This is a genomic window from Bacillus sp. ILBB4, assembly GCF_035064545.1.
Lineage (GTDB): Bacteria > Bacillota > Bacilli > Bacillales > Bacillaceae_H > Priestia.
In genome coordinates, this window is the sequence record NZ_JAIQVD010000003.1 from 764,922 (window position 1) to 780,379 (window position 15,458).

Below are 15,458 nucleotides of genomic sequence, written 5' to 3' on the forward strand. Positions count from 1 at the left end.
TAATGGCAGATTTTGCGTTTGTTAATAATGGAAAAAATAACATTTATCCTGTATCTGAACAGGAGATTTTACAAGCCGAAGACAAAATGGGTTTTCGTTTTCCTAACGATTTACGGAAGTTATATGTAGACGTTGGATATGGATTCATTCAGGAGTCAAGTAATACGGCAATCAATAGAATTATGGGACCAAAAACGGTAGCAGATGTTAAATTACGAAAAGGAATGTTTGAGTGCGATTCAGATTTAGAGGAACTTGACGAAGAAGATAAACTTATTTTCTTTGAAGTGAATGAAGGAGTATACATATCGTTAGACTTAAAATCACCTAATAATCCAGTCTTTTATTTGGACAAGCCGATTGCAGACTCATTAGAAGATTTTTTCAAGAAATTTATAAACGATAATAAGTATTACATGGATTTAATTAAAGAGTAGAAAAAACGGTAGCTGCTACAAATAAACAGGCTATGTAATTTAAAAGCTAAGCTAGGAGAGCGATTAGAATGACAAGGATTAATGATGAATCATTTGGAAAGCTTGAATATAAAAACAACTTTTGGCGAGGGAAAACTACGATTAAAATGTTTGGTGTAGAAAAAGAAATTCTTTTAAGTGTTGATGCATACGAAAACACTGATTTTTCACATGTACAAAAAGAAGCATTTCTTAACTTTATTCAAGATATGGAAAACATAATGAATAAGGCAGAAAAGCATATATACGATTACTATATGGAGAACTATGAAGAGTATAGAGAGAATAGCTAATAAATCAGAAGCAAATCAGGTTGTTCCAAACATTCATTCCGTCTTAGATTTAAAAAAATTAATAGATAGATAAGCACAGGGGGCTGTTGAATTGGACCGATTTGCAAGTGTGAATAGGAGGCTTAAAATGAGTGTAAAAGCGGCCATGACGGATTATTTTGAGAAACTGCTAGGTTATTGGAATGACAACTATAACACATTTCCAAAGGCACCGTGGGATGAAGAGATACATCCACTGCTATATGTAAGTGAGCCTGATGAAGAAGAGTATGTTTTTTGGAAACCAGTAGAAAAAAAGGCTGTTGAAAACTTTAGTATGATCGAAGCTGAAATTAAAATGCCTTTGCATCATTCAATTAAAGAGTATTTTAACAGTTATTTATTTTTAAGCTTAGAAGGTCTTTATCATTCGAAATATATATGCCTTGAGCCTGTTGAACCAAGTAAGGATGTACGAAGTTATTTTAAACATCTTACGCATTATGATGAAAGTCAAGGAAAGGAATTTAGATACATACAGATAGGTTTTATTTCTCCGGACGAAATGGCCATTAACATAGATAATAAGACCGGAAAAGTTTATACAGAAGATTATGAAACAAACGAATTAACATTATTGGAGCATTCACTTGAGGAATTAATAAGAAAAATAAAGCTGAAGAAATCATAATTTATCGAGAAGATGAGGAAAGGAATAGTAAATGTGAAACAAGCAATGGAAATATACTTTACCAAATTACTAAAAGAATGGCAAGCTTTTAACGGTACTTTGCCTATGACTGAGTGGACGGAAGAAACAGAACAGTTTATTTTTGAAGGTGAAAAAGATGAAGAAGGCTATATAGCTTGGAAACCTTTGAAAAAAGAGGTGGACAGTAATTTTGAAGATGTAGAAAAGGAACTTAACGTTCAGCTGCATCCCGATATTAAGGCTTATTTTAATTCCTACTGGTTTTTAGAACTGGATGTACCTAGAAGGTTATGATTTAAGATACTTATTAACCATGGGGACTATGCCTGCTACTATTGAGATATTTACAAAGCTATATTTTAAATTGACTATTCCTGAAGCCGAATTACTTTCTCCGTTGTATGCAAAGGATTTAAATAAGATACACAATAATATTCGTTTGCAAAAACTACTCTTTATTGCTCACTCAGTAGCCAGTAGTGGAAATGTAATGAAAATAATGCTTCACCAAGGAAACCCTTTGGCATTTAATACTGCACAGTTATTTAATTTCTTTAAACAAAGCGTAGAGATGGGAATTGTTAGATCGAGAGAAACTACTGGAGAGAAGATAATTAGAAATAGAGAGCGGATAGATAAGGAGTGGGGGAAAGGTGATATATAAGTTTCTAACTGGTAAAAGGATTCAATGTTGAAAGGTTAGAGTAAGAGGGCGTTGGAGTGATTTTATAAGTGTAAAAAGTATTCATTGATTACATGAGAGAAGACTTCAATGAAAGCTAAAGTCAAAAGGTTGTTAGTTCAAGAGTGTACAAAATTACTGTTAAGGTATAAAAAAAGAAAAGAAGATTAATCAAACGGGAGGATAATATGCCAATAGAGGTTAGCATATGGAAAGTTAATGACGAAGTTAAAAAGGTAGTTTACTCACCAATAGAATCTGAAAAAAAGCTTGAAGATATATTGGTAAAGGATTTGTCTATTTTATCGGATGATCTGCTATTAATTGGTCGCCAAATCAAAACGGATTATGGAAAATTTATCGATATGTTAGCAGTAGACCAAGAAGGAAATTTATCTATCATAGAACTAAAAAGAAATCGTACTCCTCGAGAGGTAGTAGCCCAAGCATTAGATTATGCATCTTGGGTCCAAACTTTGTCATATGATCAAATTTTAGATGTTTTTGAAGATAAAAATGGTATTCCTTTAGAGGAAGGTTTTGTCAATAAGTTTGACACAGATTTGCCAGATAAATTAAATGAGTCACACAAAATAATTATAGTTTCTGCTCAACTAGATACTGAAACTGAACGCATTATAAACTATCTTTCTAATAACTATGACCTACCTATAAATGCGGTTTTCTTCCGATATTTTAAAGAAGATAACCAAGAGTTTATCACAAGAAGCTGGCTTCTAGATCCGAATATTGTTGAAGAAAAAACAAGTAATATACAGAGAGATGGTAAGAAGGAAAAATGGAATACACAAGATTTTGTTGTTAATTTCGAGGATGGGGAATTTAGGAATTGGGAGGATGCCACTAAGTACGGCTTTATTTCGGCTGGAAATGGAAAGTGGTACAGTAGAACATTAAATCAGTTATTTGTGGGAGCAAGAATTTTTTGTATGATTCCAAAACGGGGTTATGTAGGAATTGGCAGGGTAATTGAAGAGGCAAAGCCTATTAAGGACTTATTGATAAATACGGAAGATAGACAGGAAAAATTAATTGATCTACCACTACAAGCAAAAGAAATGTTACATGATTTAAACGATAATGAACTGTGTGAACATGTGGTGTTAGTTGAATGGATAAAACACGTACCAAAAGAAAAAGCATTTTGGATCAAAGGTTTAAAAGCTAACCAGAACAGTGCTTATAAGTTGAGAAGTCAATATACAATTGAGAAAGTGCTCGGTTATTTTGGGGTAGAAGAGAATTAAGAAGTTAAAAGAGATATAAATATGCATTATTTTTAAGAAAGTATTATATGTAAAATTTAACTAAATATTATTTCCTGCCTTTTAGAATAAAGATTAATATACAGAATTTTAAAAATAAATATATAATGGTATAATATGTATAGAAAAATGCTTTAAATTATTAATCTTAAACACTCATGTTAAAAGGTGGGAGGCATAATGAGGGAGAAGATTTTACAACACGAACAACAAACACTTGAAAGGAAAATAAGTACTATCGAGGGTATTATCAAAGAAATGAGCCACGTTTCTTCTAATAAGAATATTGATATACAAAGAGATAAGATCAACCAAAAAAGAATTAACCGTTATCTGCAGGTCTTAGAAACACCTTACATAGGTAGATTAGATTATGAGGATGAATTTGGTAAGGAAATTTGTTATATTGGTAAGTTTCCGGTTGTTAAGGACCATACGCAAGACATTGTATATGATTGGCGGTCGCCAATTGGAGATTTGTATTATGGTTTTCACGGCGGCACTGGCAAAGAGAAAGTAAAAAGTCCTTTAGGAGATAATGAGGTCACTGTATTATTAAAAAGAGATTTAATAATCAAAGAGAGAAAAATTAAAAGTTTTAAGGACACAGTGAGTGAAATGCTCCGTCAAAAAGGGAGTGTCTCTACCAAAGCAGAAGACGACACTTATGTGGATGATTATCTTTCTAATCTATTAACCGCATCTTCTAGTGAACATCAGTTAAAGGATATTATTGCTTCTATTCAAAGAGACCAAAATAACCTCATTCGTTTAGATATGTCTAAGCCAATTATTATTCAGGGCGCAGCAGGGAGTGGCAAATCCACTATTGCGTTACATCGTATTTCATATTTATTATATCGTTTCGAAAATCAATTAAGAGCAGAAAACATTTTAATAATCGGTCCAAATGAGATGTTTCTATCTTATATTCATAATATTGTTCCAGAATTACAACTCGAAAAAGTTAGTAGATCTACATTTAATTCAGTAGCACAGATGATTCTTCCTGAAATGAATGCGCTTCCAGATCTACACTCATTATTAGGACATATCGTAGAAAAAAAATCTGGTTTAAAAAATGCAGATTTTGTTGGAAGATACAAAGGTTCTATAACATATAAAGAGATGATTGATACGTATTTAAAGCAAGTACTAAATGAAGAGAACTTGAAATTCGATGCATTAGTTCTTAACGATAAAATTAAGTTATTGCCTGTTGAAGTAGGTAAAAAGTATAGGGGATACGGTCATTTACCTATTGGATTGAGAAGAAGAAAACTAGTAGAAAGTTTAGAGACATGGATAAAAGAACAATTAGATACGAGTATTAAACAGATGGAAGAAGAGTATGAAGAATTTAAATTCAATTGGATAAAAATTCTTCCTGAAGGTAGTCCGTTAAGAAGAGGTCTGTCTGAGAATTTAGAACAAGCTATGAAATTTAAACGAAAAGATTTAAAAGATAAATTTAATAAAGCGTGGAAAAGTTACAAAGAAAAACTTCCTTTAATTAATACCTTCTCTTTATATTCTAACTTTTTGACTAAAGAAGTGTTACTGGCCCTAGATGATTCATTGACTGAAGAGCAAGCTTTATTACTATGCAAGGAAGAAAGTATAACCTATGAAGATAGCGCGGCACTTCTCTATATTGAATATCAGTTAAATGGTTTTCCCTTGAAGTATGATTATTTAGTTGTCGATGAGGCACAAGATTTCAGTCCACTTCAAGTTTATGTATTGAGACTATTATGTAGGTCTATGACATTGTTAGGGGATATGGCTCAAAGTATCTATTCTTTTATAGGAATGAAAGATTGGAAAGAGCTTATTGGTAGTGTGTTTGCTGAAGAAGAAGTGAATAAGTTGGAATTGGACATTAGTTATCGCTCCACGTATGAAATTATGGAGGCTGCTAACCGAATTATGGAAAATGCATGTTTATCGTACCCTCCAATTATGCCTGTGAATCGTCATGGTGAGGAAGTAAAGGTAACGAGAATTCAAAGTGAAAAGGAGCTATTGGACGAAATAAAAGCTTCAGTTAACCACTTAATACAAAAAGGATATAAAAAAATTGCTATAATTCATAAAGATTTGAAGCGGTCTGCACCACTGTATAAACGTTTGGCTCAAATATACTCTAATATTCAACTCATAGAGAATTCCAATGAACCTGTAACCGCACAGTTAGTAGTTATACCTTCTTATTTAGTCAAAGGCCTAGAGTTTGACGCTGTCATAATACCTAATGCTAATGAGAGTAATTACAGTGCTGAACCGTTAGATGCTAAGCTATTGTTTGTATCTATTACAAGAGCACATCACGAGGTACTAGTTTTCTATCACAATCAGCCCAGTTTACTATTAAGAGGAATCTATGAAGAAAAAGATATCAAAGGGCCAACAGAAGAAAGTATTTTATAATTTGCGATGGTGATAGTAATTGAAGTAAAGAATAATTTTAATGGCTTTAATCCTATAAAGACGGTAAAACGGACCTAAGAATTTAATAATTAGGTCCGTTTCATGTAGAGTGTATTTTATAAATACTTTCTCATTTCTTGATTGTTAAGTAAAGAGCGAAATTGTCTCCAGTACAGACCTGTAATTGGATGGTTCTCCACCATTACACCTGTTTCAATATTCTTTTGAAAGCCATGAAGGGTAAAGTTAGCAGATGTTAATAAGAGCTTTGCTTGATCAATTAGTATCAATTTTGAATGTAGACTTGCCCATTTATCCTGTGGGTCTCCGTTCCAATAATATAAGTTAGGAAGGAAAATATCCTTGGGCCAACTATTTTTAATACGAGAAAGGTTGGAGTCGTTTTGATGAAAGATAATATCAATCCGACACCCACGTTTTGCTGCTAAATTAAGATCACTAAATAAAGGTTGCACTTGGGCGTGGTCAAAGGAGAACGTGTACCCCACGATTAAAATTTCATGTTTTGCTGTCTGAAACAAATGGCGAACAGTTTCAGATGTTTTATGAATAATAGGGCTCTCTTCAAAAATAGGACCTGTCCAAACAGGAGACAAACTAGGTTCATCTTTTTTTCGTTGCTCATGCATTTTAATAGCTACTTTCATTAACAAAGATAGTTCATTAGCATTTAGTTTCTTAATATGAGCATCTTGTAAAAGCTCGTAACCGAGAAAATCAAGATCAAACGGCATTTCCAGTGAATATAAGGCTGCTTGATAATTTTTTATAACAGAATTTTTATTTGCTTCCAACATTTGAAGAAAACTATTTAAGAAAATATTGTTTCTTAAATAACAAGTATCCACAAATCGTACGATTTTATCTTCAATCCCCATATTCTTTAAAAAACTCTCTTTGGTGACTAGCGACAGTTGGCACAAGAATAGAACGATCTAGATAGCGGTTAGAATTTTCGCAAGAAGTTTCAGAAATGAGTAAACAACTATGACACGCGGCTCCGTTAATATCATGTAAGTGTTCCGGGTCATGTTCTGCGCACAAAGGATCACCTGAACAATAAAAAGCTGCTGAAAGAGCTCTAGCTAAAATAGATTCAAATTGGCTAGTTTTTCCTAACTCAACCAATCCTCCTAAACTTCCTTCAGAGTCAACGGTAGCAGTATAGATTAAAATCCCTGACATGCCTCTGTCTTTATCTGAATAAATTCGCTCTTTTAAAGCGGAAGAAGAGTAGCCGGAATGTAAACACAGTTCACGAATTAGTACATGTGAAAGGGTGTGTAGAAGTACATAACGTATTCCGGGAAAAGGTGGAATAAACTCTTCAGGGACATTCCGCTCTCTAAATTGGTTTATATGAGATTGTTTCATGGCATTAGCATATTTAGACTGTTGATTCTCCCATTCGCTTAATGCCTCTTCATTTAAAGAAATAAAAATACCTTCTCCAAATGACTCAACACCTGGTAACCAATCATTTTTAGAATCACTAATCGGTGCCATAGTTGTCTCTATAGAATCTTCCTCGTTTAATTGCTCACCCGAAAGTCTTAAGGTCGCATCAGGAAGAGGATGAATTCTAGTAAATCCCTTTAAGACCATTACTTCTTTCAACCTTTTTACTCTAATTAATTTAGAAACAAGCTTTGCATATCGTGGAGGTATAGCTTGGTTTTTAACTTCAAAATCTGGTTCATCAAAAAATTGTTGTCCTGATGTAATTGCATCCCATTCTGGTAATAATAGATCTTCACTACTATTTTTGGAAGAATGCAAGCGTTGGGCAATTGCCCATAGTTCTTCAGGATCGTATTGTTTTAATTCTTTATCTATACCAGCGAAGAACAAAAACACATCTTTATTGTTTATTAATTCTTCATTAGAAAAATCAATTTTATTGCTAACAAGTTCTTCTAATGGGTTAGATTGGAACGGGATAGCGATAGAGCTTTCAATCACGGGAAAATAAAGGTTAGATGCGCCTCTTAATAAAATTTTTCGTTCTTTATCGCATTGATTTTCAGATTTGTTTTTTGATCCAAGCCAAGGGCGTCGTCCTTGGCATCTTGGAAGTAGCTTCTCATTCTTATAGGCTTCAGCTAAGTTTCGTTCAACCTCACAAGTTTCACATCGAACAATTAAATCAGCTAGAGAACCAGTTTCTCCGGTATCTTTAAGAGAAAGTTTGCATTTTTTATAATCATATTTTTTTTGGTGTTTAGAATGTACATAAAAGCCCCATGGAAAATCGTCAATATGACCATTTTCACAAGCTGTTAAAAAACGAACTGGATGTGTTTTAACTTTTTTACAAGGTTTTTGACAATACAAAGAACCGTCTTCTTCAATGAAATGCCGAGTTGTACCTAATTTTCTACAAGTTGGACATACATGGTATTCAGGGAAGCGATATGCTGGTATCGTTCCAATACTGTTATCTTCATTTAAAGGAATTGACATGATCTTATTAATTTTTAACTTTTGTTTTAATCTTGGCTCTTCAATTTCACTAGAGTAGCGAAGGATTGTGTTATGATCCCATTTATTAATTCCACCCATAATTATAGAAAAGTCAGGTAAATCTACAATAGCGCCTGGACCAAAAGTGGTAATTAGCTGACTGGGACGAACCACACCAACTGTTTTATTCATCATATTAATCCCTCCTTAAGTAAATACCTGCTGTTGCCTCTACATCTCTCATAGAATTTGGAGTTTTAAAATACCCCGTTTTCTTTTGTCCAAGAGGGTACAGAAGGTTACTATCTTCTTTTCTTCTTTTAAAGTTATACAAGAGTTTGCTTTTTTCAATAGCCTCTTCCCATGTTAAATAAAGCTTTTGTAAGTCATGTAACAATTCATTTTCAGGTGAATTAATAGACCTTACTCGGTCAAGTAAAAACTGTTGAAGTTCTTCACTTATGGTCAAATCGTCCAAAAAGTTAGCAGGTGAATTATTCTTAGTTAACGATGCATATCCGAGTCGTGCCATAGATACGGTAGCACCGGCTAGGCCTCTATCTCTGGCGCGAGAAGAGAACGGTGTAACACTGATAGGTTCAACATAGCGGTAAAGTGCTGCATGGTATGCATAGAACTCTTCATAATGAGAGATGTCACGCGGGCGGATCCAGTTATAGAGTGTCAATACTAAACCAGGATGACTACGTCCAACACGGCTAGTTGATTGAATATACTCAGCAGTTGTTTTAGGTTGCCCATTTACAACCATTAATCCAAGACGCGATACATCCACTCCAACAGAGATCATATTACTTGCGAGTAGTACATCTACTGGAGTGGAAGAACTACTTTTATCAAATGGCTGCTCTAGCCTTTTTAAAATTTTAGGTATCTCTGACGAATCAATACGGCTTGTTAGTTCGGGAACATCTCTGCTGTAATCTCTTTTTTTGTAGAGAAATAATTGTCCATCATCATTTTGTTTTTCCAAGGTTTTCATTCTGCTCGGAACATCATCCTCGATTAACCGAACTGCTCCACCGAGCTCTCTTAAACTATTGAAGTACCCAACTAAGGTCTGATATGGATCCAACGACTCGTTAGAATAGGTACCTTCCATAATTGGTGTGCTGGCAAGTAAATTAGCATAAGTACGTAAAAGGGCAGTTTTCATACTTCGACCAGGAGCGAATATTCCTACGTACGTTCTTCCAGGAGTGTCTTCTAGAGTACGTTGTTTAGCAAAAAATGAATCTTTGTGAGAAAGTCCAGGGCTAGGGAATATTTGTGCTTTACGATTGAATAGACCTTGAATTTGTTGATGAGCATTTCGAATGGTAGCGGTTGAAGCTACTATTTTAGGGCCTATTTTAACACCATTTATTTCAGTGGAGCACAGATAATCGATAGCTGTTTCATATAAGCCAACCATTGTTCCAAGAGGGCCTGAAATAAGATGAAGTTCATCTTGAATGATAAGGTCAGGAGGTTGCACTTCGGTAGAGCTCATAATTGATAGAGTGCCTGCTACATTTTTTATATTGTCGGATTCTTTAGAAGTATCTCCATTTGAAACGAAACCCCAATCTTTTACTTCGCCTTTAACTTTACCAAACAAGTTTTGGATTTCAGGTTTCCAAGGCATCTGTGCAAATTTATCTACTGTTCCAATTAACATATCAGGCAGTAGACGATAGATTTCTTCGTCAGTTACAACCACTGGAATTCCTTCTAGTGTATTGGTAGAATGAAACTCACAATTCTTATTAGTACAACGGATATACAAACGTCTCTTCTTTTTATCGGCTCTATAAGTTTTCAAAAATACACGTGGATTATCTTCGTCAAATAGTGATTCCCCACACCAAGGGCAGGAAACAAGTTGAATTGGTGAACCTTTTGATTGGTCAATATGAATATCATTTCTTCCGAGCGCTCTGGCACGTAACGCTTCTAACGCCTCCGATGCATCATCAAAATCATTGGGAACACTTTTTTTACCTACCCATAAACCGATTCTGAACGGAGTGTTTCCTAATAGATTGGGCGCTAATTTTCGTATAGATTCACAGGCGCAAATTAATGCAGAAGCACGTTGAAACTGTTGAATGGTTAATAGTCGTAAAGTGTACCGCATAATAACAGATACTCCTACATCTGTCCTTAGACCATGTTTTTCTCTAATTCGGCGATAGCCCATAGTAAAAGCTGCAAGACCTAAATAAGCCTCTGTTTTTCCACCGCCTGTAGGGAACCATAGTAAATCAGCCAATTGTCTATCTGAAGACTCAGGGTCAACTGTTCCCTCAAGGTTTTGAAGAATAAATGCTATTTGGAACGGTCTCCAAACTGCTTTTACCTCTTCAGGTGGAATTTTGTTTAGGGCAAATATACTTTGAGACCTTTGGCGTGCCATAGCCTCGTTCGCAAAACGAAAAGCCTTAAGGATCGTTTTGTCACTGATAATTAGATTAATACCATTTCTAATTCTGCTCAGCGATTCTCTGCACTTTCTCATGTGTTCCGAAGCAATTTCTTTATATACTTCATCAACATGAAGGATTTCATTTTCTCTTTCTAAAATCCATGTTTCATATTCATCACATAGAGGGGAAAGAGCTGCTTTTATCTCTTCACCATCTTTTAATTTTGCAAGCTTTTTCATGTCTAAAGTTCCACCTTTATCCCAGTCAGGTGGGATGACCATCGGGATTTCATAAGTAGGAATAATATTAGTGATAAGCTTTCCGGCTCTTCTCGAATCTGAAGATAAGTTTTCCCATGTAACAGAGATACTGTGTCCTACTGCAAAAACGGTTTCATTCCTGTAAAGCAAATCATTTGATCTTGTATCCGCATCCCTATATTCGTCATTTGAGTCGGAAAAGGCATGTCTAACTACAAATGATTGAGATTCTAAACTTTCTACAATTATTTCAGGCTGAAATATGCACTTAAAGTCAATATCATGTTCATCAGGCTCTTGTATATTTCGATTCACTAAAAACATACTTATGGCGAACGTGTCTCCAAATGGACGCACAAGCCACTCTAGATAAATGTTAGTGGTATTTGGAATGGCTGCTTTTTGTTTCTTTCCGACCCCTATAGAAAAATCAATTTCATGCTTCTCCAATTTGTATACCTTTCGTTCCCAGTGTTCTTTATCACCTAACTCTTGGTACATACCAAAATGAACATCCAGAACGACTTTTGCAGAAAGTTTATCAATTAAAAATGAAAGGCCCACCGCAGAGGGATTCATAGCTTTTGCTAATGGAGCGAGTGATTCAACTTCTTCTTTATTCGTTTCTTTTCCTTCTAATACAGTTAGTTCATCTTCTTCTTTTGCTAAAGAAGAGTTTTGGGGCCATAAAATGCCGCATAAATATTTTTGTAAAGGTTTTGTTTTTATTACTTCCTCTATATAACTAGGACCAACTAGCTCTGTGTGTAAGCGTTTAATTAATTCGTCTCTTGCTTCGACAGATTTAGTATTCATCATATTTCTCCTTTTGTTAATTTATTTCAATGATATCTAATAACAGTAAAATTTTAAATAGAAAATCAAGCAATTTTTTTAAAATATGGTAAAATATAAGCTGTTTCCAATTTTTTATAGAGAAGGGTGAATATTGTGAAAACCATCTTAGATAATTTAAATGAAGAACAGAGACAAGCAGCGAGTACTTCTACGAAGTATCTTCAGATATCTGCAGGTCCAGGGACAGGTAAAACTTCAACTCTTGCTGCACGTATCTTAAATTTACAATACAACTATGAATTGACGTCAAGTGACATTATCGCAATATCATTCTCTCGTACTGCAAAGGAGCAATTGACAACAAAAGTAAAATCTTATACGGACCAACTTGGCTACGGAAGTGTGATAGAAGTTTTAACTTTTCATAGTTTAGCTCATCGCATTCTTAGGTATGGAGTACACACTAACGAATCTAGGTTCAAGTCCGGTTTTCATACAATTAATACTGAGGATTTTATAAAGGTTCAGCCCAGAATCTTAACTGGTTTATGTAAGAGCTACACTAATCGAGACCTTGTGGGTATTGCTCTATCCAAAGGGTTAGCACTTATTCGACAGGGACATCACCTAGATAAGGTTATTTATACACATTGGTCAGAGGTCGACCCTCATGCAGTTTATAAAGTGAACGTAGATTCAAATGACCGTGTAATTATTACAGGAGCAGATATGATAGAGTTTTGGCAACGGGTGGAGAAGTTAGAGGAAACAAAAAATATAGTTGATTTTCAAGGATTAATTACAGAAGCTAATAAACTACTTTTAAAAAAATCGGATACTTATAACTTAATAGCAAATGGATTAAAGCATATTCTTGTTGATGAGTACCAAGATACCTCAGCATCTCAAGAGAAATTTCTATTTTCACTAGCTAGCTGGGATAAGGGTATCACTGTAGTTGGAGATGAAAATCAATCTATTTATGCTTTTAATGGATCCAACCCAAGTAATTTAGAGAATTTTTACTCCTATTTTAAAAAAGTAGATCCTAAACAAACAGAAAAAATTCATTTGCAAAAAAATTATAGGTCAGGGAAGAGTATTGTTGAATTATCTAATCATTTTATTAAAAAGAATTGTATTGAGAATACAATAGATACATTTAATAATAAACCTATTATAGTAAATACTCATTCTATTAGCCTTGCTGCTGCTTATATAGCAAGTAAAATTCAAGAATTAAAGCACAAACAGGGTATCTCTTATAACGATATGTGTATTCTTTATCGTAAAAATTCTCATCATTCTCCTCAAGCTAATGAAGTGATAAAAGAATTAGATAATTATGAAATACCTTGGGGAAATGCGGATTTTTCTGGAGGTAGTGAAGTAGCTATTAAAGAAAAAATTTTAGAGATTTGTGATGAATACCCAGCCATGGAGTTAAAAGATTTAATGACGGATGTTCATTTGTGCCACACATGTAATGAGGAAGTTCTATGTATTATAAAGGATGCTATTGTGCAAGGAGCTGCAGATACAGATGATTTAATTGATTATTTAATTGATCTTGATTCCTTACCAGAAAATAATACAGAAGAAAGCGTAACTCTAAAGACCATTCATCAAGCAAAAGGGCAAGAATATCCTATTGTTTTTATTTTATATATTGGTGATAGGCAGCTTCCTCATGGAAGCGTCCCAAATATTGAAGAAGAAAAGAGGTTGCTTTATGTTGGTATAACTAGAGCGATGGAGCAATTGTACGTTATTGGAGAACCTGGGATTCAACATGAAAATTTTCTTGGAGATTGTATGAAAAGCTCTGATGTAGATGTGGTGGATTACCACACTCGGTACAGTTATAAACGAGAAAACGCTGAAGATTTTGATGATGCTGACCGGTCACTTATTAATGAAACATCAGAGGCTCTTAAAGAGGAAGAAAAGAATAGGATACAACATCTTGTAGATATGATGGAAGATTGGTAATTAAGGGGATGTAAAATGATGATAAAAGAAAAAATTATCTTAACAGATAAACAAAAACAATGTGTAAATTTTAAGCCGGAGGGTTCATTATTAGTTCGTGGCATTCCAGGTAGCGGTAAATCAACAATCATCTTAGCTAGATCCCAATATTTATTAAAGGAATTTCCGAATGAGTCACTTACTATCTTGACTTTTAATCGGTCATTAAGTAACTATGTTAGACAATTGGCTCTAAAAACGGGAGATCAACCTATTGAAGCATGTACGTTCCACAATTGGGCGAAACTCCTTTTAAAAGAAACAACGTATCCACATACAAAGCTGATTTTGGGAGATACAAGAAAAAGAGCTATTCAATTTGCAAAAAATATCGTGAATAAGAGAATAGAAAAAGTCTCATTTCCGAAAATAAAGGACCAGAAGAATGAGTCAAAAGCTTTAATTGATTTTTTGAGTGATGAAATTGAATGGATTAAAGGTAGTGATATTAAGAGTAGAGAAGAATACTTAAAAGTTGTACGTGTAGGAAGAGGAACAGAAATTCGAGTGAACAAAAAGCATCGTGAAACAATCTACCACGTTTTAGAGAAATATAATGAACTGTTACAAAAGCATTCTCATTATCAAGGAGTAGATGGGGAGGACCTAGCACGTATCTTAATAGAAAAAGTGGAAGATCTTCCTCTAAAGAAACGACCTGATCATATATTAGTTGATGAGGCACAAGATTTGCATAGCATACAACTTAAAGCAATAAAGGTTATTGCAAAAAAAAGTTTGACAATAGGTGCTGATAAAGGACAACAAATTTATCGACGTACATTTACATGGAAAAAAGCGGGTATTGATGTGGTCGGAAATCGTAGTAGGTTTTTAAATGAAACGTTTCGTTCTACCAAGCAAATCGTACGCTTAGCTAACTATTTTCAGGGGAAAGATACTTTCTTCACCAAAGACGAGGAGTATATAAAAGCAAAAGAACCAGATATTGAAGGGAAGATTCCTGACCTTTGCTTATGTGAGAATGGAGAAGATGAGGTAAAACAAATCATTGGCCATATTAAGAAGGTAAGAAATACTTTCCCAGAAGATACAATTGGAGTCATAGCAAATACGAATGCAACTTTGAAAAAACTTAAAGATATTATCGAATTAGAGGGAATACCTGTTTATAATTTGCAAGACGGAGAGAGTGATATGATTTCTCCAGGTGTAAAACTTACCACTTTTCACTCGTCAAAAGGTCTTGAGTTTGATCACGTAATAGTTACAGGGTTAAAAAAGGGGAAACTGCCATATAAAACTCCAGGACTTGGAGAGGACGAAGCTGAGTTTCTTTCGAGAGAAAGGAAAAAGTTTTACGTTGCTATGACGCGGGCCAAAAAAACATTGCTTATTACAGCAGTAAAACCTTATTCAGTGTTTATTGAAGATTTAGATTCCACTTTATACAATTTAATAAAGAAATAGCTGGAGAAGTATTTTCCAGCTGTTTTTGTTTATCAGGTGTTAACATATTTGTGGTGAAAAAATAACGTCTAATAATTAGGTTAGAAAATAGTTTTCTGACAGGGGAACAAATGTTAGTATTAGGTATAGTAAAGTTTTAGAATAAAAGTAATAGTAGAGGTAATGAA

At 34.3% G+C, this 15,458-nt stretch carries 12 protein-coding genes; 9 read left to right on the forward strand and 3 right to left on the reverse strand.

Annotation, left to right across the window (positions count from 1 at the left end):
* Positions 1–2: 2 nt before the first annotated feature.
* The 7 genes from LAV82_RS16155 to LAV82_RS16185 all read left to right on the forward strand — a co-directional run bounded on the left by LAV82_RS16155 (position 3) and on the right by LAV82_RS16185 (position 5,858).
* A complete protein-coding gene (locus LAV82_RS16155) occupies positions 3–437 on the forward strand; it encodes an SMI1/KNR4 family protein (protein WP_499716465.1) in 435 nt (144 codons plus the stop codon).
* Positions 438–505: 68 nt separating this feature from the next.
* Positions 506–769, forward strand: a complete 264-nt coding sequence (locus LAV82_RS16160; RefSeq protein WP_499716466.1) for a DUF6985 domain-containing protein — start codon at positions 506–508, stop codon at positions 767–769.
* A 127-nt stretch (positions 770–896) separates the two neighbouring features.
* Positions 897–1,439, forward strand: coding sequence for a SecY-interacting protein Syd (locus LAV82_RS16165; RefSeq protein WP_499716467.1), 543 nt, complete (start codon positions 897–899; stop codon positions 1,437–1,439).
* Positions 1,440–1,472: 33 nt separating this feature from the next.
* Complete coding sequence (locus LAV82_RS16170) at positions 1,473–1,754, forward strand: SecY-interacting protein Syd (protein ID WP_499716468.1); 282 nt, start codon at positions 1,473–1,475, stop codon at positions 1,752–1,754.
* A 28-nt stretch (positions 1,755–1,782) separates the two neighbouring features.
* The gene (locus LAV82_RS16175) at positions 1,783–2,124 is read left to right on the forward strand and encodes a hypothetical protein (protein ID WP_499716469.1); all 342 of its coding nucleotides are present in this window, start codon (positions 1,783–1,785) and stop codon (positions 2,122–2,124) included.
* A 206-nt stretch (positions 2,125–2,330) separates the two neighbouring features.
* The gene (locus LAV82_RS16180) at positions 2,331–3,410 is read left to right on the forward strand and encodes an endonuclease NucS domain-containing protein (protein WP_499716470.1); all 1,080 of its coding nucleotides are present in this window, start codon (positions 2,331–2,333) and stop codon (positions 3,408–3,410) included.
* 198 nt (positions 3,411–3,608) lie between these two features.
* Complete coding sequence (locus tag LAV82_RS16185) at positions 3,609–5,858, forward strand: HelD family protein (RefSeq protein WP_499716471.1); 2,250 nt, start codon at positions 3,609–3,611, stop codon at positions 5,856–5,858.
* Positions 5,859–5,974: 116 nt separating this feature from the next.
* Here LAV82_RS16185 and LAV82_RS16190 read toward each other — a convergent pair whose 3' ends face one another.
* The 3 genes from LAV82_RS16190 to drmA are packed head-to-tail and all read right to left on the reverse strand — an operon-like array spanning position 5,975 to position 11,847.
* A complete protein-coding gene (locus LAV82_RS16190; RefSeq protein WP_051418559.1) occupies positions 5,975–6,757 on the reverse strand; it encodes a phospholipase D-like domain-containing protein in 783 nt (260 codons plus the stop codon).
* Positions 6,747–8,537 carry a DrmB family protein gene (gene drmB, locus LAV82_RS16195; RefSeq protein WP_499716472.1) on the reverse strand — a complete coding sequence of 597 codons (1,791 nt, stop codon included), beginning with the start codon at positions 8,535–8,537 and terminating at the stop codon, positions 6,747–6,749. Before drmB ends, LAV82_RS16190 begins: the two co-directional genes overlap by 11 nt.
* Before the next feature lies 1 nt (position 8,538).
* On the reverse strand, positions 8,539–11,847 hold the full coding sequence (drmA, locus tag LAV82_RS16200) for a DISARM system helicase DrmA (RefSeq protein WP_499716473.1): 3,309 nt from the start codon (positions 11,845–11,847) through the stop codon (positions 8,539–8,541).
* Between the two features lie 135 nt (positions 11,848–11,982).
* On the opposite strand from drmA, the gene LAV82_RS16205 reads away from it, so the two are divergent.
* A complete protein-coding gene (locus LAV82_RS16205; RefSeq protein WP_499716474.1) occupies positions 11,983–13,821 on the forward strand; it encodes an ATP-dependent helicase in 1,839 nt (612 codons plus the stop codon).
* Positions 13,822–13,836: 15 nt separating this feature from the next.
* Positions 13,837–15,291 carry a 3'-5' exonuclease gene (locus LAV82_RS16210; protein ID WP_028413016.1) on the forward strand — a complete coding sequence of 485 codons (1,455 nt, stop codon included), beginning with the start codon at positions 13,837–13,839 and terminating at the stop codon, positions 15,289–15,291.
* Positions 15,292–15,458: the final 167 nt, after the last annotated feature.